We start from the raw sequence: 20,850 nt of genomic DNA, 5'->3' as shown, positions 1-20,850 counted from the left end.
AAGTTCACTGCTCCAACAGAAAGACAGGAATCCAAAGTTTGAAAATAATGTACGATTGCTGCAAAATGTTGTCAGTTCAGAACCCTCACTGCTTGCGGTGAGGAGTAGTCAGCAATGCCGTTTTCTAATAGATAATTTTTAAAAAGATGGAAAAGTAGAAACGATTTTCCGCATCTTCTCAGACCTGTGATGACTTTGATTTATCCGTCATGTTGACAAGCAATCAATTTTTGTAAATATAGATTTATTTGAATTTCCATAGATCCTCCTAGTATAAAGTAATATTAAAACTCGCAATAGATTATATTTAAAAAAAGATGTGCATTACACACATCTTAATCTTTATTTGTTTGTGCTGGGATTTCAGCCGGCTTATTTAAGATATACATAAATTCTTCACCCGTAATTGTTTCTCTTTCATATAAGAATTTGGCAAGTTCATGTAGTTTCATCTTGTTGTCTTCTAGAATTTGATAAGCCTCATCATGCGCTTTTTTAATTAATGCGATGGTTGCCTCATCAATCTTAGTCGCTGTTTCATTTGAACAAGCTAAAGATGTATCGCCACCCAAATATTGGTTGTTTACTGTTTCTAAAGCTGTCATACCAAATTCATCCGACATTCCTAATCGTGTAATCATGGCTCTGGCAAGTTTAGTGGCTTGTTCAATATCGTTGCTCGCTCCACTTGTGATGGAGTTGAAAATCAACTCTTCAGCACAACGACCACCTGTATACACCATAATTTTCTGGAAAGCTTCTTCTTTTGATAATAGGTTTTGTTCGTTCTCTTCTACTTGCATAGTGTATCCCAAAGCCCCTTTTGTACGAGGAATAATTGTGATTTTATGAACGGGAGCCGTGTTTTTACATTTAGCAGCCACTAGTGCATGTCCAATTTCATGATAAGAAACAATCATTCGTTCTCGATTTGAAATCACTGCACCCTTCTTTTGTTCACCGGCAATAACGATTTCAATGGCTTCTTCTAAGTCTTTTTGAACTACGGATTTACGATGGTCACGAACCGCTAATAAAGCCCCTTCATTAATGATGTTTGCAAGTTCGGCACCACTAGCTCCTGCACTGGCTCTTGCGATTACGTTAAAGTCAATGTTGTTTGAGCATTTGATGTCTTTGGCATGTAATTTAAGAATGGCTTCACGACCGGCAAGATCAGGAAGTTCAACCGGAATTCTTCTGTCAAATCGACCAGGACGAGTTAAAGCAGGGTCTAATGAGTCAGGACGGTTTGTGGCAGCAAGCAATACAACACCTTTGGAACCATCAAATCCATCCATTTCAGCAAGCAATTGGTTTAATGTTTGTTCACGCTCATCATTACCATTCATGCCTGCACCATCACGTTTTTTACCAATGGTATCAATTTCATCAATAAATACAATACATGGAGCTTTTTCACGAGCTTGTTTGAATAGGTCACGTACTTTGGCAGCTCCTCTACCGACAAACATTTCAACAAATTCACTACCTGAAATCGAGAAGAATGGAACGCCAGCCTCACCAGCTACAGCTTTGGCAAGTAGTGTTTTACCAGTTCCAGGAGGACCTACTAATAAGGCTCCTTTTGGCATTTTGGCACCAATCTCTTTATATTTAGCTGGATTGTTTAAAAAGTCTACAATTTCTTGTAGGTTTTCCTTCGCTTCTTCTTGTCCAGCAACATCATTGAATGTTTTTCCAGTTTGTTCACCAACATAGACTTTGGCATTGCTCTTTCCTAGATTGCCTAGACCAAAACCAGAGCCTTGTGAAAATGACATTTGATCATCTCCGCCCATTTTCTTTTGCATACGCTTAAACATCCATGATCCAAATGCCCAGAAAATGATTAATGGTAAGAAAAAGGAAATTAGACTCGATAGAATTGGGTTCATTTGTTCTTGATAGACTTGTCCAAATTTAGCTCCGGATTTATCTAAACGATTGACTAAATCTGAATCATTCATAACACCTGTTTTATAAGTCTTGTCTGTTGAGTCTTTCTTTAAAGTGTAATAAATATTGTGATCTTCAATTTGAACGGTATCAATCTTCTTTTCTTCAATTTTATTTAAAAAATCTGAGTAATTGGTTGTTTCAAGTTTAGATTGTTGAAACATAGGGAATACGATAAAGTTTAAAGCCATAATAACAATCAATATAATTGTGTAATATCTGTATAAAGGCTTCTTTTGTTTGTTCATGAGTGTTCCTCCTTAAGAAATTGATTACATTATACACCTTATTAGCACTTTCGCAAGCAGAGTGCTACATGTTCCATAATTCCACATAATTTAAAAGAAAAAACTCACATACATGCCAATATATGTGAGTGTAGGAGAGATATAGATAAATGTTGCTATTGTGACATTATGTCATTTTTTTACGATTGATTATAATGTTTGGAAGGTATGGAGATAGAATCAATCGTTATATATTATGTTTATATTATTTGTTTCTAAAATTTGTAATGATTTCATGGATTTTACTAGCGTTTGCTGCAATTTCTTCAGATGTTCCTTTAGTCAATAGTCCACCAAAACCACAAACATCTACGCCATTTTCTAACCATTGAGATAGGTTGTCTAAATTGATACCACCACTAGCTAAGATAGGCATATCAGGAATAGGTGTTTTAAATACTTTTACTAATTTTGGACCATAGAAGTCTGAAATAGGGAATGCTTTAATAAATGCTGCACCAGCAGTTAAGCCGTTAACAGCTTCTGTTAATGATGTACATCCAGGTGCATAAGGAATTTGGTAACGATTGCACATTTTTGCGACACCTTCATCGTAATTAGGTGCAATAATAAATTCAGCACCATTCAAAATAGCATGACGAGCTGTTTCAGAATCTAAAACAGTACCTGCACCAACAGTTAAAGCTTCACCATATTTTTCTTTTAACGCTTTAATGACGTCACCAGCAGTGTTAAATGTGTAGCTCATTTCCATTACTGGAACACCACCTTTGATCAATCCATCTGCAATTTCACATGCACGCTCAACATCTGCACGAACAATTGCCAACGCTCCAGATTCAACCATTTTTTTTGTGGTATTCATTTTTCTCATTTTCATTTGAAATAACCTCGCTCTCTTTAATTACATCTTCATTGTATGCGAAAGCGCATACAACAACAATGTGTCAGTTGACCAAATAATGTGTTGTTTTATGTGCGATTGACCAAATAGATGAAATATTTTGTTCAATGAACAAAGTTTTAAAAATACTTTAAATAAAGCCTATATATGGTACATGTACATGCGTTCTATATATATAAGTGCTGTTAAATTTTTTAAGGTTATATATGTTTGGTCAAACAAACAAAAAAAGGATGTACGTTTTGGTTCGAACGAACATATTCAAATGTAAGCGATTGCATTAGAATTGTGAGTGTAAAGAGGAGGACATACAAATGAGTATCGAATTAACTAGAGTAGATTTTAGATTGATTCATGGGCAGGTAATCACAAGATGGTTGACTCAATGCCAGATCAATGAAATCGTAACAATTGACAATGAATTAGCGAAAGATTTATTCATGCAGGAAGTATTTAAAATGGCTGCACCAAAAGGAGTAAAAATCACAATTGTCGATGATGTAACAGCAGTAAAGAAACAAGAAGCTGGAGATTTTGACAAGAAAAGAGTGATGGTTTTATTCAAAGGTGTTAACCAATTAAATAAGGCTGTTGAAGCAGGATTGAAACTTGATAAAGTTCAAATTGGAGGACTTGGTGGTGGCCCTGGTAGAAAAGCCGTAAATAATGCAATCACATTGGATCGTGCTGATGCTGATACATTGTTAGGATTGGAAAAACAAGGAATTGAAATTTATTTCCAAACAACACCTGATTATCCATCTGAAACATTACAAAAAGCAGTAGCAAAGTTATAATAATTAGTGCATAATTTTAATTAAAATAATAAAGAGAGAGGAGAAAAATTATGTTAATCAAAGCAATATTAGTTGGTCTTATTTATTGGCTTTCTATGGGACGTGCTTGTTACTTCCTATCATTCGCATTCCGTAAGCCAGTTGTTCTTGGTGTAATTATTGGTTTAGTTTATGGAGACGTTGCGAAAGGTTTAATGTATGGTGCAACAATTCAGTTGATGTATATGGGTGGTATTGAAGCCGGAGGAAATATCCCAAGTGATCAAGGTTTGGCTTCATGTATTGCAATCCCAGCTGCAATCGCTACAAACTTAGATCCAGCAGCAGCTGTTGCATTAGCTGTTCCATTTGGAGTATTAGGTGTTTTGATCAACAACGTTCGTCGTACAATCAATGCTTTCTATAATGCAAAAGCCGACAAATTTGTTGAAGAAGGTGAATATGACAAATTAAACGTATTCTCATTCTTATTACCATGGTTAACAAATGGTGTTCTATATTTCACTCCAGTATTCATCGCAACATTATTTGGAGCTAGTGTTGTACAAGCATTTATCAATGTGGTTCCAACATGGTTGATGAATGGATTAAATAACGCAGGTAATATGTTACCAGCATTAGGTTTTGCATTAACACTAGTTGTTATGGGTAAACAAAAATACTTACCATTCTTCGTATTAGGATTCTTCCTATATTCAATATTAGGATTCTCAATGTTAACTGGAGCAGTACTTGCTTTATGTTTAGCATTAATCGTATCACTATTCAAACAAACTGATGAAGAGGAGGCGGCTTAACATGGCAGAAAATATGGTAGCTGAGGGTGCGACCTCATAAAGATAACAAGGCTAAAAAACCTTGAAAACACGCTATTTTTAGTAGGACAGGCTTTTTCTAGCTACGATTGCACAAAAACAAAAATACAGAAAATTGAAGATAAAATGAACTATCCTGCATAGTTCTAATGAATTTTAAGGCTAGACGTTCAGAAATGAGCGTCTATTTTTATACCCAAAATGAAAGGAGCATTAAACTATGAAAAAGACATGGAAACGATTGTGTACGGGCTTCTTAGCTCTTGCAACTATCGTTACTGCTTTACCGACGACACCCGTTCATGCAGAAAGCAAGCAATACTGGACGGAGTCAAAAGAGCGTGTCGGTATCGTTGAAAAAGTAATGAATGACGGTTCGATTGGTTCTACTTTTAACGAGGGACATTTGACCGTTGAGGGCGAGGACGCTTACTGTATCGACATTAACACAGATTTTAGGAACGGCTACAAGACCAGAGCTGACGCAAGCACCCGTATGAGTGCCGACCAGATAAGCGACGTTGCCTTATCTATCGAATATGTGAAACAGTACACAGACAGCCACAGCGGAATAAGCAACAATCATGCCTACCTTTTAAGACAGCTTGTTGTCTGGCAGAGATTGAGCGTACATCTAGGCTGGCAATGCGACAACGTGCGAGCTTCTTATGATGAAATTCCAAAGGCAACGCAGGACGAAGTTTTCTCTGGTGCAAGAGCCTTTATCAAAGAAAATAAGGGACGCTATGAATGTGGCGGTTATATCTACTCTGGCGAGGGGCAGGAATTGGGACAATTCTGGGCGAAACTGAATGTTGGAAATGCGAAACTTCAAAAGACTTCCAGTAATACCAGCATTACAGACGGTAACGAAATTTACTCAATCGCTGGTGCAACATACGGTGTCTTTTCTGATAAGGACTGCACAAAACAGCTTGCCACCCTTACGACTGATGAAAACGGAAATACAGATATTGTAGAGGTAAAGGCTGGCACAGTTTATATCAAGGAATTATCCGCACCAGCAGGATATAAAGTGGATAAAACAGTCTATCCATTAACAATCAAAGCTGGCGAAACAGCGACATTGAAAGTATCAGATACGCCAAAAGTAACAGACACTTTGATTGAACTTTTCAAGATTGATATGGAAACACAGAAAGACAATCCGCAAGGGAACGCTTCTTTAGCAGGTGCGGAATTTACATGGAAGTATTATGCAGGCTTCTACAACAAAGACAATCTCCCTGCCGAAGCTACTCGTACATGGGTTACAAAGACAATCGCTGAAACAGACAGCGACGGGACAACCCACTACATCACAAAATTAGCGGACGCATACAAGGTATCTGGCGACAGCTTCTATATGCAGGACGGTAAGGCGGTTCTTCCACTTGGAACGCTAACTGTTGAGGAAACAAAAGCTCCAAACGGCTACTTGTTAGACGGTGCATATATGCAGGCTGGCGATAAGTCTGAACAGATTAAGGGCTTATATGTAACACAGATTACCGAGGACGGCGACCTTGCCGTATTATCTGGAAGTAACCAGTTTTCCGTATCAGACAAAGTTATCCGTGGCGGTGTGAAAATTCAGAAACGAGATTTAGAAACGGGCGATACAAAACCACAAGGAAGTGCCACTTTGAAAGATACTGCCTTTGACATCATTTCCTTAAATGATAATTCTGTTTTGGTTGAGGGTAAGCTATACAAGAAAAATGAAGTGGTAAAGACAATTCGTACCGATATTGAGGGTGTCGCTTCTACTTCTTCTGACCTTTTACCTTATGGAAAATTCCGTATCGTTGAAAGTGAAGCTCCCGACGGTTACTTAACTGACGGTGCAAAACCGATTGATTTTACAATCACAGAAAATGGAAAAATCGTGGACTTAACCGACGAAGCCCATTCTATCTATAATCAGATTAAGCGTGGAGATATTGAGGGTGTAAAAATCGGTGCAGGCACACACAAGCGTCTTGCTGATGTTCCCTTTAGGATCACAAGCAAGACGACGGGCGAAAATCATGTTGTGGTAACTGATGATAACGGGCAATTCTCCACTTCTGCTGAATGGGCTTCACATAAGCACAATACAAACGCAGGAAAGACCAGCGAGGACGGTGTGTGGTTTGGAACTTCTGAACCAGACGACAGCAAGGGTGCGTTACCTTACGATACCTATATCATTGAAGAATTACGCTCTGATAGTAACAAAGGCTTTGAACTTATCCCACCTTTTGAAATCGTGGTATCAAGAAATAACCTTGTGATTGATTTAGGAACGCTGACTGATGAATACGAAAAAGAAATCTCTATCCATACCCCAGCAACCGGCAAAGACGGCGAAAAGACTATCCTTGCAGGAAAAGAGATTACGATTATTGATACTGTAAAATTGGACGGACTTACAAAAGGCATAAAGTATCAGTTGAAAGGCTGGCAGATGTTAAAGGAAGAAAACGCCGAGCTTATCATTGACGGGAAACGTGTAGAAAACGATTATACCTTTGTCGCTGATGATGAAGAAATGAAAGTGGAAATTTCCTATACATTCAATGCGTCTGCTTTAGGTGGCAAGAACCTTGTTACCTTTGAAGAATTGTATGATTTAAGCAATCCAGACGAACCCGTAAAAGTTGCGGAACATAAAGACATTGAGAACGACGGGCAGACGGTACTTATCACAGAACGTATCATCAAAATTCATACAACTGCTACCGATAAGGACGGCAACAAAGAGATTGAAGCTGGAAAAGAGGTAACAATCATTGATACCGTAACCTTAGAGGGCTTAGAAGTCGGTACACAGTACAAACTTGTGGGCTGGGAGATGTTGAAAGAAGAAAATGCAGAGCTTCTTATCAATGGAAAACGTGTGGAAAGTGATTACACCTTTACTGCTGACAGCGAAACTATGAAAGTGGAAGTTTCCTTTACCTTTGACGCTACTTCTCTTGACGGAAAACAGCTTGTAACTTTTGAAGAATTGTACGACTTGAGCAATCCAGACGAGCCGAAGAAAGTTACCGAGCATAAAGACATTGAGGATAAGGGACAGACGATTACCTTTAAGGAAAAACCCGAAGCCCCAGAAAAACCAGAGAAACCCGAAACACCACAGACACCAGAAAAGCCAAACAGACCGAGCGACAGTCCCAAAACGGGCGATAACACAAACCTTTACGGACTGCTTGCACTTCTTTTGACCTCTGGTGCTGGACTGGCAGGTATCTTCTTCTACAAACGCCGTAAAATGAAAAAATCATAAGGCGGTAACGGTATGAGAAAAGAAAAATCACGCTCTCCGCCGAAGTTGTCAAACGGCAGACTTCCGCTTATTCTGGCTTGTCTGCCAACAACCTGCAAGAACACGGATAGTCAAGGGTGCGTAAGCGTTGATTTTACCCTTTACTATCTGTGGGATTGCTGGTACTTCCCAAACCGCCAGAATAAGAAATCACAATCAATTTATCAAAAATAGAAAGAAACGAGGTAAAACAATATGGAAATGAAATATGTCGTGCCAGATATGGTACAGTCTTTTGGAACTCTTGAATTTGCAGGCGAAAGTGAGCCAGTCTTTGAAAGAGATAAAAATAACCGCAGGGTCTTATCAAGACGAAGCTATAACCTTTATTCCGACGTACAGAAAGGCGAAAATGTTGTGGTAGAAATTCCCGTGCAGGCTGGCGAAAAGAAGTTCCAGTATGAACAGAAAGTAAAACTTGTCAATCCGAAATTATACGGCAGAGGTTACGCAATCGGGGATATGGGACATACCGATTATGTATTAGTTGCTGATGATATTGTAGCAGTTGAAGAAAAGTAAAGGAGTGAAGAATTTATGAGATTATCAAACGGGTTTGTCATTGACAAAGAGAAAACATTTGGAGAATTAAAATTTACAGCGGTGCGTGATGTGTTCTTGCAGAATGAGGACGGGACACCGAGTACACAGCTTAAAAAGCGTATCTATGATTTGAAGTGCAGTCTGCATGGTGGAATTATCCCCGTGTCTGTACCGCCAGAAGTACCGTTAAGGGAATTTCCGTACAATGCAGTCGTGGAACTTGTCAATCCAGTAGCCGATACTGTATCAAGAAAGACTTATACGGGTGCAGATGTGGACTGGTATGTAAAGGCAGAGGATATTGTGTTGAAGAATAAAGGCAATCAAGCCGGTACTTCACAAGGGCAAGTAAGAAGTAAGTAATATGATTTTTACCCTTGTATAGCTTTATTTTCAGATGTATAATCAAAATAAAATAATTTCAATAAGGGAGAATATCATGGAAATTTCAAAAAATAATATTAGTTGGATAGAAACATGGGAAACTAATAAATCTCATAATATAGAAGTCGGTTTTGATAATCATAAATTATTGAAAGGGTTTATTTCAAATAATGTTTACCCTACATTAAATAATGTACCTTCTAAAGAATTTTTTAGTAATTTAAAAAAACAAATTCCTAAACTGTATATAGAAGATGAGATAATATATGCCGAGCTTAATTGTTTCATAGATAATGAACCTTATAAAATTCAATTTGATTATGCAAAAGACTGTTGGATTATAAAGGATAAAGACGACACTATAATTGAAAAAAGATAACATTTTAAGCAGTTAGTCTTAGGATTGACTGCTTTTTTCGTACCCAGAAAGGAGTGATTGATTTATGCAAAAGATTTGGAATAGAGGACACCGTATCAGAGCCAGCGACAAGCACCTTGTCTATCATTTTTCCATAGGGACGCTTTTGTTTGTGTTCGTGGCGGTTCTTTTGCTACTCAATATCAAACAGTTCATGCGTACCGATTGGGAACATTTCAGCTTGTTAGAAAACGGCTTGACGCTTTCCCCTTACAACTTCATAACTATACTGATAGCGACTGGTGTTTGTGCATTGGTCGCTTTTCTGTATTACCGCTTCTGTTACGACAGTTTCAAGAAGCTCCTGCACCGTCAAAAGCTGGCACGAATGATACTGGAAAATAAGTGGTATGAAGCAGATACCATACAAGACAGCGGTTTTTTTACTGACCTGCAAAGCAGATCAAGGGAAAAAATCGTCTGGTTTCCAAAGATTTATTATCAAATGGAAAAGGGACTGCTTCATATCCGCTGTGAAATCACGCTGGGAAAATATCAAGACCAGCTTTTACGGTTAGAGGATAAATTGGAAAGTGGCTTGTATTGTGAGCTAACCGAAAAGACCCTGCATGACGGCTATATCGAATATACCCTGCTTTATGATATGATAGCGAACCGCATTACCATTGATGAAGTACGGGCAGAAAACGGCTGTCTTAGACTGATGAAAAATCTTGTCTGGGAATATGACGCACTCCCTCACGCTCTGATTGCTGGTGGTACGGGTGGCGGTAAAACCTATTTTTTGCTGACGCTCATTGAAGCCTTACTGCATACCGACGCTGTCCTTTACATCTTAGACCCGAAGAACGCTGACCTTGCAGACTTAGGGACAGTTATGGGAAATGTATATCATACCAAAGAAGAAATGATAGATTGCGTCAATGCCTTTTATGAGGGCATGGTACAGCGAAGCGAGGAAATGAAGCAACACCCGAACTATAAGACGGGCAAAAACTATGCCTATCTGGGACTGCCACCCTGCTTTCTTATCTTTGATGAATATGTGGCGTTTTTTGAAATGCTGGGGACAAAGGAAAGCGTGAGCTTACTTAGCCAGTTAAAGAAAATCGTTATGTTAGGGCGACAAGCAGGTTATTTCCTTATCGTCGCCTGCCAGCGTCCAGACGCAAAGTATTTTTCAGACGGTATCAGAGATAACTTCAATTTCCGTGTGGGCTTGGGGCGTATCAGCGAATTAGGTTACGGTATGCTGTTCGGTTCAGATGTGAAAAAGCAGTTTTTTCAGAAGCGTATCAAGGGGCGTGGCTATTGTGATGTGGGAATAAGCGTTATCAGTGAGTTTTACACGCCTTTAGTCCCGAAAGGACATGATTTTTTACAAACAATCGGCAGGCTTGCACAAGAAAGACAAGTCATGCCAGAACAACAAGAAAAGGAGTGAAAGAATAACTATGGGTTATTTACAAATGCAACTAATGAATGAAACAACAGAAAAAAATACTAAAGGTATCTGCTTGAATATTGATAGATTTTTTGCTGATTTGGACTTTACGGCAAACAGTGATTTTGAAAAGTGGGACGAATATCCTTTTGAGCGTTTCCATGAAAAAATGAGCAGAATTTTAGAAGAAGTCGAACACAAACAGCAGGAATTACCGCTGTTATTTTCCATTCCGCTGGACGAAGAAATGTCATTCTTGGAATGTACCTATTGCTATAACTTTATTGTGGTGGATAAGAATTTGTTTCAGCATACACAACATGAATTTGAACTTGATATCGAAGCCTTAGAAGTATGTAGGAATGAAGATATAGACTGTATCGTGCTGTATCTTGGTATGAATACTATTATGTAGGTTCATAACACAAGGCAGGACGGGACGGCGACGTGCGAAGCGAAAGGCGACGGCACGGACTAGCCGTTGCTGGTGTGGCGTAAGCCACGCCAGCAGGTAAAACCCCTCGGTATCTAACAGAGGGGTACGTTTGCAAATAGACAATAGACAAAAAACATAGGAAACATAAGGCTTCTGACATGGTTTCCTAGCAAAAATCGGCTGTGAAGTCGCCTTAAAAAACTTCACACGTTACAGATTGGGGGTATGGTTCTGAATGAAGAACAATGGATAAAAGAATTACGGGAGAAACGGATTGCTTACGGTATCTCACAAGGCAGGTTGGCGTTAGCTTCTGGCATTACAAGAGAATACCTCAACAAGATAGAAAGCGGAAAAATGAAGCCGTCAAAGGAACTTCTTAATATTCTGCATGAGGAACTGGCAAGGTTCAATCCAGAAGCACCGCTTACCATGCTGTTTGATTATGTGAAAATTCGTTTTTCCACGCTGGATATACAGCACATCATCAAAGATATATTAAAACTGAATATCAATTATATGCTCCATGAAGATTACGGACATTACAGTTATACGGAGCATTACTCTTTAGGGGACATCTTTATCTATACGTCGTCTGACGAAGAAAAAGGTGTCCTTTTAGAGTTAAAGGGTCGGGGTTGCCGACAGTTTGAAAGTTACCTGCTGGCACAGCAAAGAAGCTGGTATGACTTCCTCATGGACGCACTCATAGACGGTGGCGTGATGAAGCGTATCGACCTTGCTATCAACGACCATACGGGCATTTTGGATATTCCAGAGCTTGCGGAAAAATGCAGGAAACGGGAATATATCGGGAAGTCCAGAAGTTATAAGTTCTACCAGTCGGGCGAGCTTATCAAGCACAGAGAGGACGACAGAGAATATATGGGGCGTACCCTTTATCTTGGTTCGCTGAAATCTGATGTATATTTCTGTATCTATGAAAAGGATTATGAGCAGTACGTCAAGCTGGGGACACCTCTGGAAGAAGCCGACATTATCAACCGTTTCGAGATACGGCTTCGCAATGAACGTGCCTATTATGCAGTACGAGATTTGCTGACCTATTATGACGCAGAGCAGACCGCCTTTTCTATTATCAATCAGTATGTGCGGTTTGTTGATGAAGAACCAGACAAGCGAAAAAATGACTGGAAACTCAATGACCGCTGGGCTTGGTTTATCGGCGATAACAGACAGAGTTTGAAGCTGACGACAAAGCCAGAGCCTTACACCTTAGACCGCACATTGCGTTGGGTACAAAGGCAGGTAGCACCGACCTTGAAAATGCTGAAAAAGATTGATAAAGGAAACGGTACAGACTACATGGATACAATCGAACAGCAGGCAAAGCTCACAGAAAAGCATGAAATGATAATCAAACAGCAGACGACCCCTGCAAAAGATTTAGTAGAAAGTTAGGAGTGATGAAAAATGTGGGTATTATTGAAAGATTTCCTGCTGGTATCTATGGGAATGGGTATTGGCGTAGTCTTGATGTGTATTTTGAATGTTGGCAAAGAAGCTGACTATAAAATGAAACAATTAGAAGAAAGCGAGGACAATTAAATGAATTTCGGACAAAATTTATATCAATGGTTTTTATCAAACGCACAGAGCTTAGTGCTTATGGCGATTGTGGTTATCGGTATCTACTTAGGTTTCAAGCGTGAGTTTTCCAAACTTATCGGCTTCTTGGTAGTTGCCTTGATTGCTGTCGGCTTGGTATTCAATGCTGGCGGTGTGAAAGATGTACTGTTAGAGCTGTTCAATAAGATTATCGGTGCATAAATTGTTGTAAAGCATACATAGAAGTGCTATAATACCCCACAAATAGCAGATATTATAATTTTATATGGGAAGTGATATTGTGGAACTTATTAAAGATATTGTAAAATATTTAAGTAGTGGATTAGTAGAATATTTCTTAGAATGTAGAGTTAGCGACAAAAGACAAGAATATTTTAGTAATAAAGGTGGAAAATGGGCGAAATTCTGTTTCTATATGTCGTTAATAGTTTCTATCCTTCTAATAATCATAGGTATTGTTGGATTAGTAAAAAAGAAAAGTATAAGTATTTTCTTTTTGATTGCAGGTATGGGTATCGCTTTGTTTATGCTGGTTGACTGGGGAACGTCAAAAAAATAATTTTCTATGCAATACAGTTTAATAACTTTTAAAGCAGTTAATCTTAGGATTGACTGCTTTTTTCTTACCAAAATTTCAGATTGGAGTGATGAAATGAGCGATATTTTTAAGGATATGCAGGCAAACGTCAGCTGTGAATACATTTCCGACCTGCCCTCTTACAAGCGTAAGGTGTGGCAGGAAATGAAACGGCTGAACCCTGCCGACTATGAAGAAAGACAGTTAGAAGATTTTTCAAAATATGTGTTTGGTATGTCGTACCAGACCTTAAAAGATGTGATGAAACAACAGAAAGGACGTGAGGAACAATGCAGGAAACAAGGGTGCTGGTGGAAACGAAAGGAACAACTGGCGAAGAAACAATATCATACTGGTTTGACCTGCCGATAGATGTTGCCGAGTTTGAAGAAAAGTTAGGTATCGGTGCAGAAAGTGGGGATTACCGTATTATCGAAAAGGTGTTGCCTTATGCTGATGAAGTCCACGAACATACCAGCGTGTACCAGCTCAACGAATTAGATTTTATGTACCGCCAGCTTTCAAGTGATATGCAGGAAGAATATGTATCACTACTTACGGTGTTTGAGAATTTAGAAGCACTTTATATTTGCAGAAACGTGATTACGGTTTATCCCGACTGCAAAAGCATGATAGATGTTGCAAGGCAAAAGCTGATGAATGACCCGACGTTTAAACATTTATCCGAGGACTGTCAAGAATACTATTTCGATTTTGAAGCCTACGCTTCTCACTTGCAGGAACAAGGGAAATTTTTAGTAACAGAACACGGTATCTTTGAACTGCCAGAGTAAGAAATGAGGTGGTGCTTATGATTGATGATATGGCGGTTTACATTGCTAATCTCGGCAAATACAATGAGGGCTATTTAGTCGGGGCTTGGTTCACGTTTCCCATTGATGAGGAAGATGTAAAAGAAAAAATCGGCTTAAATGAACAGTATGAGGAATACGCTATCCATGATACCGACAACTTCCCTATTGCGATTGGCGAGTATGTTTCCATTGAAGAACTCAATGAGATGTATGAAATGATAGAGGAACTTCCCGACTATATCGTAGAATGTCTGGACGAATTTATCAGCCACTACGGGACGCTGGAAGAAGTCGTGGAACATAAGGACGATATTTATTATTATCCCGACTGTGAAAGCATGACAGATGTTGCCTACTACTACATAGACGAATTGCAGGCACTTGGCGATATTCCACCCAGCTTACAGAACTACATTGACTATGAAGCCTACGGGCGAGATTTGGATATGGGCGGTTGCTTCATTGAAACAAGCCGAGGTATGTGCGAGATACCATATTAACGCTGGAAGATCAGCGACAAGCATTGTTGCTACTGACAGCGTATTTCTCTTTTAAGGGACAGTCTGAAAATGGCTGTCCTTTTCTATTTTGAAAGGAGCTGAAAGAACTTGAAAAAGATTAAATCTTATACGGGTATCTGGAACGTAGAAAAAGTCTTGTATGCAATCAATGACTTTAACTTACCCTTTCCCGTTACCTTTACACAGATTACATGGTTTGTGATTACAGAATTTATCATCATTCTGTTTGGGGATATTCCCCCACTTTCCATGATTGAGGGAGCATTTCTCAAATATTTTGGTATTCCCGTTGCTCTCACTTGGTTTATGTCGCAGAAAACTTTTGACGGAAAGAAGCCGTACAGCTTTTTGAAATCACAGATAACCTATGCCCTGCGACCTAAAATCACTTATGCAGGAAAAGCCGTAAAACTGCATAAGCAGACCTTGAATGAAACAATCACGGCAGTAAGGAGTGTGAACGATGTTCCCGATAAAATATATTGACAATAACCTTGTCTGGAACAAGGACAATGAGGTGTTCGCTTACTATGAGCTGATACCGTACAACTATTCTTTCTTATCCGCAGAGCAGAAATTTATCGTGCATGACAGTTTCCGACAGCTTATCGCACAGTCCCGTGAGGGTAAAATTCATGCGTTGCAGATTGCCACAGAAAGCTCAATCCGAAGTCAGCAGGAACAGTCAAAGAAACTGGTAACGGGAAAATTAAAGGAAGTTGCCTATCAGAAGATAGACGAACAGACCGAAGCGTTAGTATCTATGATTGGGGACAATCAAGTGGACTACCGCTTTTTTCTTGGCTTTAAGCTCATGGTTACGGAAGAACAACTCAATCTGAAGAACATCAAAAAATCGGCGTGGCTGACGTTCACGGAATTTCTCCATGAAGTGAACCACACGCTGATGAATGACTTTGTTTCCATGCCGAATGATGAAATCAACCGTTACATGAAAATGGAAAAACTGTTAGAAAACAAAATATCAAGGCGTTTCAAGGTGCGACGCTTGGAAATCAACGATTTTGGGTATCTCATGGAACATCTTTACGGCAGGGACGGTATCGCCTATGAAGATTATGAGTACCAGCTACCAAAGAAGAATTATAAAAAAGAAACGCTGATAAAATACTATGACCTTATCCGTCCGACAAGGTGTGTAATTGAAGAAAGCCAGCGGTATTTACGCTTGGAGCATGAGGACAAGGAAAGCTATGTGTCCTATTTTACCGTCAATGCGATTGTCGGCGAGCTTGATTTTCCGTCGTCTGAAATCTTCTATTTCCAGCAACAGCAATTCACATTCCCCGTTGATACTTCTATGAATGTAGAAATCGTGGAGAACCGCAAAGCATTAACAACCGTCCGCAATAAGAAAAAGGAATTGAAAGACCTTGACAATCACGCTTATCAAGCAGGAAGTGAAACCAGCTCAAATGTGGTGGACGCATTAGACAGCGTGGACGAGCTGGAAACAGACTTAGACCAGAGCAAAGAAAGTATGTATAAGTTAAGCTACGTGATACGGGTGTCTGCACCCGATCTTGACGAGCTGAAACGCCGTTGTGATGAAGTCAAGGACTTTTACGACGACCTCAATGTCAAGCTGGTGCGTCCTGTTGGGGATATGCTGGGGCTTCATTCTGAATTTCTTCCTGCCAGCAAGCGATATATCAATGATTATGTGCAGTATGTAAAATCAGATTTTCTAGCTGGGCTGGGCTTCGGTGCGACACAGCAGTTAGGAGAAAACACGGGTATCTATATGGGCTATTCCGTTGATACGGGAAGAAATGTGTACCTGCAACCGTCTTTAGCTTCGCAGGGCGTAAAAGGCACAGTTACAAATGCCCTTGCGTCTGCTTTTGTCGGTTCGCTTGGCGGTGGGAAGTCGTTCTGCAATAATCTTCTTGTGTATTATTCGGTTCTCTTTGGGGGACAAGCGGTTATCTTAGACCCAAAATCAGAGCGTGGCAACTGGAAAGAAACGCTCCCAGAGATAGCCCATGAAATCAATATCGTAAACTTAACCAGCGATAAAGGAAATCCAGGACTTCTTGACCCGTTTGTGATTATGAAGAATGTAAAAGACGCTGAAAGTCTGGCAATCGACATTTTGACATTCCTTACGGGTATTTCCTCTAGGGACGGCGAAAAATTCCCCGTACTTCGTAAGGCGGTACGCTCCGTTACCCAGAGTGAAAATAGAGGGCTGTTGCACGTTATTGAGGAATTGAGAAAGGAAGATACCGCAATCTCACGCAATATCGCAGACCATATCGACAGCTTCACGGACTATGATTTTGCACACCTGCTGTTTTCAGACGGGACGGTAGAAAATGCAATCAGTCTGGATAACCAGCTCAACATCATTCAAGTAGCAGACCTTGTACTGCCAGATAAGGACACAGCCTTTGAGGAATACACGACCATTGAATTATTGTCGGTGTCTATGCTGATTGTGATTAGTACCTTTGCCCTTGATTTTATCCATTCGGACAGAAGCATTTTTAAGATTGTCGATTTGGACGAAGCGTGGGCGTTCTTAAATGTGGCACAAGGAGAAACACTCTCTAACAAGCTGGTTCGTGCTGGACGAGCTATGCAGGCAGGCGTTTATTTCGTTACACAATCTTCTGGGGACGTGTCAAAGGAAAGTCTGAAAAACAACATCGGTTTGAAGTTTGCCTTTCGTTCTACTGACATCAACGAGATAAAGCAGACCTTAGAATTTTTCGGCATTGACAAGGACGACGAGAACAACCAGAAACGCTTGCGTGATTTGGAGAACGGACAATGCTTATTGCAGGACTTATACGGGCGTGTCGGTGTGGTGCAGATACACCCAGTCTTTGAAGAACTGCTACACGCCTTTGATACCAGACCACCCGTACAGAGAAATGAGGTGGAGTGATGAAAGAAAGGATAAAAGGTGCGTTCACAAAAAAGAAGATGTTCCACTTTCTCAAAATGGCTCTGTTCGTGGTGGCACTTTCCCTTATCCTGTTTTCACTTTTGGGGACGGTGGCTCATGCGACGGGGCTTGTGGACGATACCATAAACGCAGAAAATCTTTACTCAAAATATCCCCTTTCCAACTACCAGCTTGATTTTTATGTGGATAATAGCTGGTCGTGGCTTCCGTGGAACTGGCTGGACGGTATTGGAAAATCGGTACAGTACGGGCTTTACTGTATTACCAACTTTGTCTGGACTATCAGTTTATATTTAAGCAATGCTACGGGGTATGTGGTACAGGAAGCCTATAAGCTGGACTTCATCAACGATGTGGCAGACAGTATCGGAAAGAGCATACAGACCCTTGCAGGCGTAACACAGAACGGTTTTTCCAGCTCTGGCTTCTATGTTGGTTTCCTGCTTCTCATTATCTTGGTGGTGGGACTTTATGTTGCCTATACGGGACTGATAAAAAGAGAAACCAGCAAGGCACTTCACGCTGTTATCAACTTTGTGGTGGTGTTCGTGCTGTCCGCTTCGTTTATTGCCTACGCTCCCGACTACATCAAAAAGATAAATGAATTTTCATCAGATATTAGTACCGCTTCACTTGATTTGGGAACAAAAATCATGCTCCCCAACTCTGACAGCGAGGGCAAGGACAGCGTGGACTTGATACGGGACAGCTTATTTTCTATTCAAGTGGAACAGCCGTGGCTACTTTTACAATTTGGCAACAGCAACGCAGAAGAAATCGGGGCAGACCGTGTAGAAGCTCTGGTATCAGCAAGCCCAGAGGACGAGGACGGAAAGACCAGAGAGAAAGTCGTGAAAACAGAAATCGAGGACAACGACAACAACAATCTGACGATACCGCAGGTGGTAAACCGTTTAGGTATGGTGTTCTTTCTCTTGTTCTTTAACTTAGGTATCACAATATTTGTATTCTTGCTTACGGGTATGATGTTGTTTAGCCAGATACTTTTTATTATCTTCGCTATGTTCTTGCCTATTAGTTTCCTGCTCTCTATGATACCGAGTTATGAAAGCATGGCAAAGCAGGCAATCGTGAGGGTGTTTAATACCATAATGACACGGGCAGGAATAACGCTCATTGTAACGGTGGCGTTCAGCATTTCCAGTATGTTTTATAACATTTCCACGGACTACCCGTTCTTTATGGTGGCGTTCTTACAGATAGTATGTTTCGCTGGTATCTATATGAAGCTGGGCGATTTAATGAGTATGTTCTCTTTAAATGCCAGCGACAGTCAAAGCATGGGACGAAGAATTTTCCGCAGACCGTATCTGTTCATGGCACACAGGGCTAGACGAATGGAACGACGTATGGCTAGAGCTGTTAGTCATGGAAGTATGGTTGGAGCTGGAACGGGGTCTGTCGCAGGTTCTCTTTTATCTTCTAATACAGAAAATAAGCGAAACCGTACCAACACACAGCCAAAGCGTAACAATACTTCTATGGGAAGTAAGGCAGGCTCAAAGGTGGGTGCTGTCTTAGATACGAAAAACAAGCTCAAAGATAAGGCTGGTGCGTTGAAAGAAAATCTCAAAGATATGCCGACCCAGACCGCTTATGCGGTGTATTCCGCAAAGGAAAAGGCAAAGTCCAGCGTGTCCGACTTCAAGCGTGGCATGGTGCAGGAACAGCAGTCCAGACAGTCGGGACGTATGGAAAAACGGGAACAGCATAGACAGAATATCGCTGATAAGCGTATGGAACTTCAAAAGGCACAAGAAGCAAGGCAGGCACAGCGAAAGGCTGACGGATCAGCGACAACGGGAGCTACCCGTCCCCATGAGCGACCAGCCACAGCTTCAACCATTCCAAAGCCGAGTACGGAAAAAACGCAGGAAGTCAAACGCCCTGCCACAGCGACCACTTCAAAAGCAAGTGAGCCAGTCAAGACAAATGTTATCAAAGAGCGTCCGTTATCTTCTGGTGCTTCTGATAGGAAAGCGACCCAGTCTGCACAGCCAGTACATAGGCAGAATGTAGAAAAAGTGGTATCGCAGGAAACACGCCAGAATTACATGAAAGACCGCAGGACAAAGGTTCAGCAGACCCAGAGTGTCCAGAAGAACCAGCAGACCACAGAGAAAACCCGTAACCTTGTAACGAAGAAAGGACAGAAGAAAAAATGAAACTGAAACATATCGCTATTATCGGCAGTCTGTTTCCTATCCTCTTTTCTCTGGTGCTTTTCTTTGGTGTGTTGATTAGTGCGGACAGCGACGACGAGAACAGCAATTTTTCTTCTGGCATTACAGGTATGAATTTATCCGCAGAAGTCTTGAAACATCAGCCTATGGTGGAAAAATACGCCAGAGAATACGATATCTCCGAGTATGTCAATGTGCTATTGGCTATCATTCAAGTAGAAAGTGGCGGTACGGCAGAAGATGTTATGCAGAGTTCGGAAAGTCTGGGACTACCGCCTAATTCCTTAGATACGGAAAGCTCAATCAAGCAGGGGTGTAAATATTTTGCGTCCCTGCTTTCTTCCTGCAAAAATCAAGGTATCGACGATTTGAATGTAGCGATACAGTCCTATAACTATGGCGGTGGTTATGTGGGATATGTGGTAGGAAAAGGAAAAAAGCACACCTTTAACCTTGCGGAAAATTTTGCCCGTGAAAAATCGGGTGGAAAGAAAGTAACCTACACCAACCCGATAGCTGTTGCAAAGAACGGGGGTTGGCGGTATGGCTATGGAAATATGTTCTATGTGGAATTAGTCAATCAATATCTGACCGTGACACACTTTGATAATGCGACGGCACAAGCGATTATGAATGAAGCGTTGAAATATCAAGGCTGGAAGTATGTGTATGGTGGCAGTAACCCGAACACTTCCTTTGATTGTAGCGGACTTGTGCAATGGTGCTATGGAAAAGCTGGTATCTCCTTACCGAGAACAGCACAAGCCCAGTATGACGCAACCCAACATCTTCCACTCTCGCAGGCAAAGGCTGGGGACTTGGTGTTTTTCCATTCTACCTATAACGCTGGTTCGTATGTAACCCACGTCGGCATTTATGTAGGAAATAACCAGATGTACCATGCAGGTGACCCGATAGGATATGCAGACCTAAGTAGTAGTTACTGGCAACAGCACTTAATCGGTGCAGGACGAGTAAAACAATAG

The 20,850-nt window shown here is 40.6% G+C and carries 21 protein-coding genes; 19 read left to right on the top strand and 2 right to left on the bottom strand.

The genetic code is table 11. From position 1 onward, the window contains the following. Positions 1-335 precede the first annotated feature (335 nt). Positions 336-2,207, bottom strand: coding sequence for an ATP-dependent zinc metalloprotease FtsH (gene ftsH / locus EUBIFOR_RS08055; RefSeq protein WP_040466354.1), 1,872 nt, complete (start codon positions 2,205-2,207; stop codon positions 336-338). A gap of 244 nt (positions 2,208-2,451) precedes the next feature. Then, a complete protein-coding gene (locus EUBIFOR_RS08050; protein ID WP_003865521.1) occupies positions 2,452-3,087 on the bottom strand; it encodes a beta/alpha barrel domain-containing protein in 636 nt (211 codons plus the stop codon). 338 nt (positions 3,088-3,425) lie between these two features. Between EUBIFOR_RS08050 and EUBIFOR_RS08045 the strand changes: the two genes are divergently transcribed. The 19 genes from EUBIFOR_RS08045 (at position 3,426) to EUBIFOR_RS07960 (ending at position 20,850) form a co-directional block, all read left to right on the top strand. Further along, entirely contained in the window at positions 3,426-3,908 is a 483-nt protein-coding gene (locus tag EUBIFOR_RS08045; RefSeq protein ID WP_003865519.1) for a PTS sugar transporter subunit IIB, read from the top strand. A 50-nt stretch (positions 3,909-3,958) separates the two neighbouring features. Continuing rightward, positions 3,959-4,705: a PTS mannose/fructose/sorbose/N-acetylgalactosamine transporter subunit IIC gene (locus EUBIFOR_RS08040; protein ID WP_003865518.1), complete on the top strand. Its 747-nt coding sequence runs from the start codon at positions 3,959-3,961 to the stop codon at positions 4,703-4,705. A 238-nt stretch (positions 4,706-4,943) separates the two neighbouring features. Beyond that, positions 4,944-7,997: an SrtB-anchored collagen-binding adhesin gene (locus tag EUBIFOR_RS08035; protein ID WP_003865517.1), complete on the top strand. Its 3,054-nt coding sequence runs from the start codon at positions 4,944-4,946 to the stop codon at positions 7,995-7,997. 234 nt (positions 7,998-8,231) lie between these two features. Continuing rightward, the gene (locus EUBIFOR_RS08030) at positions 8,232-8,558 is read left to right on the top strand and encodes a YdcP family protein (RefSeq protein ID WP_003865515.1); all 327 of its coding nucleotides are present in this window, start codon (positions 8,232-8,234) and stop codon (positions 8,556-8,558) included. Positions 8,559-8,573: 15 nt separating this feature from the next. Beyond that, complete coding sequence (locus EUBIFOR_RS08025) at positions 8,574-8,942, top strand: YdcP family protein (RefSeq protein ID WP_003865514.1); 369 nt, start codon at positions 8,574-8,576, stop codon at positions 8,940-8,942. A gap of 76 nt (positions 8,943-9,018) precedes the next feature. After that, positions 9,019-9,342, top strand: a complete 324-nt coding sequence (locus EUBIFOR_RS08020) for a hypothetical protein (RefSeq protein ID WP_040466353.1) — start codon at positions 9,019-9,021, stop codon at positions 9,340-9,342. Positions 9,343-9,406: 64 nt separating this feature from the next. Further along, complete coding sequence (locus EUBIFOR_RS08015; RefSeq protein WP_003865512.1) at positions 9,407-10,786, top strand: FtsK/SpoIIIE domain-containing protein; 1,380 nt, start codon at positions 9,407-9,409, stop codon at positions 10,784-10,786. A gap of 10 nt (positions 10,787-10,796) precedes the next feature. Then, positions 10,797-11,201: a hypothetical protein gene (locus tag EUBIFOR_RS08010; RefSeq protein ID WP_003865511.1), complete on the top strand. Its 405-nt coding sequence runs from the start codon at positions 10,797-10,799 to the stop codon at positions 11,199-11,201. Between the two features lie 246 nt (positions 11,202-11,447). Beyond that, positions 11,448-12,644, top strand: coding sequence for a MobT family relaxase (gene mobT, locus EUBIFOR_RS08005; RefSeq protein WP_003865510.1), 1,197 nt, complete (start codon positions 11,448-11,450; stop codon positions 12,642-12,644). A gap of 12 nt (positions 12,645-12,656) precedes the next feature. Then, positions 12,657-12,791 carry a DUF3789 domain-containing protein gene (locus EUBIFOR_RS08000; RefSeq protein ID WP_003865509.1) on the top strand — a complete coding sequence of 45 codons (135 nt, stop codon included), beginning with the start codon at positions 12,657-12,659 and terminating at the stop codon, positions 12,789-12,791. Beyond that, on the top strand, positions 12,792-13,013 hold the full coding sequence (locus EUBIFOR_RS07995; protein ID WP_002323342.1) for a hypothetical protein: 222 nt from the start codon (positions 12,792-12,794) through the stop codon (positions 13,011-13,013). A gap of 79 nt (positions 13,014-13,092) precedes the next feature. After that, complete coding sequence (locus EUBIFOR_RS07990; protein ID WP_225305307.1) at positions 13,093-13,371, top strand: hypothetical protein; 279 nt, start codon at positions 13,093-13,095, stop codon at positions 13,369-13,371. Positions 13,372-13,464: 93 nt separating this feature from the next. Then, complete coding sequence (locus tag EUBIFOR_RS12495; RefSeq protein WP_083783543.1) at positions 13,465-13,761, top strand: conjugal transfer protein; 297 nt, start codon at positions 13,465-13,467, stop codon at positions 13,759-13,761. Then, on the top strand, positions 13,680-14,183 hold the full coding sequence (locus EUBIFOR_RS07985; protein ID WP_003865507.1) for an antirestriction protein ArdA: 504 nt from the start codon (positions 13,680-13,682) through the stop codon (positions 14,181-14,183). The genes EUBIFOR_RS12495 and EUBIFOR_RS07985 overlap by 82 nt, the downstream gene beginning before the upstream one ends. A 17-nt stretch (positions 14,184-14,200) precedes the next feature. Continuing rightward, entirely contained in the window at positions 14,201-14,704 is a 504-nt protein-coding gene (locus EUBIFOR_RS07980; protein WP_003865506.1) for an antirestriction protein ArdA, read from the top strand. A gap of 108 nt (positions 14,705-14,812) precedes the next feature. Then, positions 14,813-15,211, top strand: coding sequence for a conjugal transfer protein (locus EUBIFOR_RS07975; protein WP_003865505.1), 399 nt, complete (start codon positions 14,813-14,815; stop codon positions 15,209-15,211). Further along, a complete protein-coding gene (gene tcpF / locus EUBIFOR_RS07970; protein WP_003865504.1) occupies positions 15,189-17,639 on the top strand; it encodes a conjugal transfer ATPase TcpF in 2,451 nt (816 codons plus the stop codon). Before EUBIFOR_RS07975 ends, tcpF begins: the two co-directional genes overlap by 23 nt. Beyond that, a complete protein-coding gene (locus tag EUBIFOR_RS07965) occupies positions 17,639-19,846 on the top strand; it encodes a CD3337/EF1877 family mobilome membrane protein (RefSeq protein WP_003865503.1) in 2,208 nt (735 codons plus the stop codon). Before tcpF ends, EUBIFOR_RS07965 begins: the two co-directional genes overlap by 1 nt. After that, on the top strand, positions 19,843-20,850 hold the full coding sequence (locus EUBIFOR_RS07960) for a C40 family peptidase (protein ID WP_003865502.1): 1,008 nt from the start codon (positions 19,843-19,845) through the stop codon (positions 20,848-20,850). Before EUBIFOR_RS07965 ends, EUBIFOR_RS07960 begins: the two co-directional genes overlap by 4 nt.

It is taken from the genome of Holdemanella biformis DSM 3989 (genome assembly GCF_000156655.1).
In the GTDB taxonomy this organism is placed as follows: domain Bacteria; phylum Bacillota_I; class Bacilli_A; order Erysipelotrichales; family Erysipelotrichaceae; genus Holdemanella; species Holdemanella biformis.
This window is presented reverse-complemented; position numbering and strand designations above follow the sequence as displayed.

Bases quoted from the DNA above. Each gene is read 5' to 3' on its own strand.
- ftsH (WP_040466354.1), bottom strand. From the start codon at position 2,207: ATGAACAAACAAAAGAAGCCTTTATACAGATATTACACAATTATATTG.
- EUBIFOR_RS08050 (WP_003865521.1), bottom strand. From the start codon at position 3,087: ATGAAAATGAGAAAAATGAATACCACAAAAAAAATGGTTGAATCTGGA.
- EUBIFOR_RS08045 (WP_003865519.1), top strand. From the start codon at position 3,426: ATGAGTATCGAATTAACTAGAGTAGATTTTAGATTGATTCATGGGCAG.
- EUBIFOR_RS08040 (WP_003865518.1), top strand. From the start codon at position 3,959: ATGTTAATCAAAGCAATATTAGTTGGTCTTATTTATTGGCTTTCTATG.
- EUBIFOR_RS08035 (WP_003865517.1), top strand. From the start codon at position 4,944: ATGAAAAAGACATGGAAACGATTGTGTACGGGCTTCTTAGCTCTTGCA.
- EUBIFOR_RS08030 (WP_003865515.1), top strand. From the start codon at position 8,232: ATGGAAATGAAATATGTCGTGCCAGATATGGTACAGTCTTTTGGAACT.
- EUBIFOR_RS08025 (WP_003865514.1), top strand. From the start codon at position 8,574: ATGAGATTATCAAACGGGTTTGTCATTGACAAAGAGAAAACATTTGGA.
- EUBIFOR_RS08020 (WP_040466353.1), top strand. From the start codon at position 9,019: ATGGAAATTTCAAAAAATAATATTAGTTGGATAGAAACATGGGAAACT.
- EUBIFOR_RS08015 (WP_003865512.1), top strand. From the start codon at position 9,407: ATGCAAAAGATTTGGAATAGAGGACACCGTATCAGAGCCAGCGACAAG.
- EUBIFOR_RS08010 (WP_003865511.1), top strand. From the start codon at position 10,797: ATGGGTTATTTACAAATGCAACTAATGAATGAAACAACAGAAAAAAAT.
- mobT (WP_003865510.1), top strand. From the start codon at position 11,448: ATGGTTCTGAATGAAGAACAATGGATAAAAGAATTACGGGAGAAACGG.
- EUBIFOR_RS08000 (WP_003865509.1), top strand. From the start codon at position 12,657: ATGTGGGTATTATTGAAAGATTTCCTGCTGGTATCTATGGGAATGGGT.
- EUBIFOR_RS07995 (WP_002323342.1), top strand. From the start codon at position 12,792: ATGAATTTCGGACAAAATTTATATCAATGGTTTTTATCAAACGCACAG.
- EUBIFOR_RS12495 (WP_083783543.1), top strand. From the start codon at position 13,465: ATGAGCGATATTTTTAAGGATATGCAGGCAAACGTCAGCTGTGAATAC.
- EUBIFOR_RS07985 (WP_003865507.1), top strand. From the start codon at position 13,680: ATGCAGGAAACAAGGGTGCTGGTGGAAACGAAAGGAACAACTGGCGAA.
- EUBIFOR_RS07980 (WP_003865506.1), top strand. From the start codon at position 14,201: ATGATTGATGATATGGCGGTTTACATTGCTAATCTCGGCAAATACAAT.
- tcpF (WP_003865504.1), top strand. From the start codon at position 15,189: ATGTTCCCGATAAAATATATTGACAATAACCTTGTCTGGAACAAGGAC.
- EUBIFOR_RS07965 (WP_003865503.1), top strand. From the start codon at position 17,639: ATGAAAGAAAGGATAAAAGGTGCGTTCACAAAAAAGAAGATGTTCCAC.
- EUBIFOR_RS07960 (WP_003865502.1), top strand. From the start codon at position 19,843: ATGAAACTGAAACATATCGCTATTATCGGCAGTCTGTTTCCTATCCTC.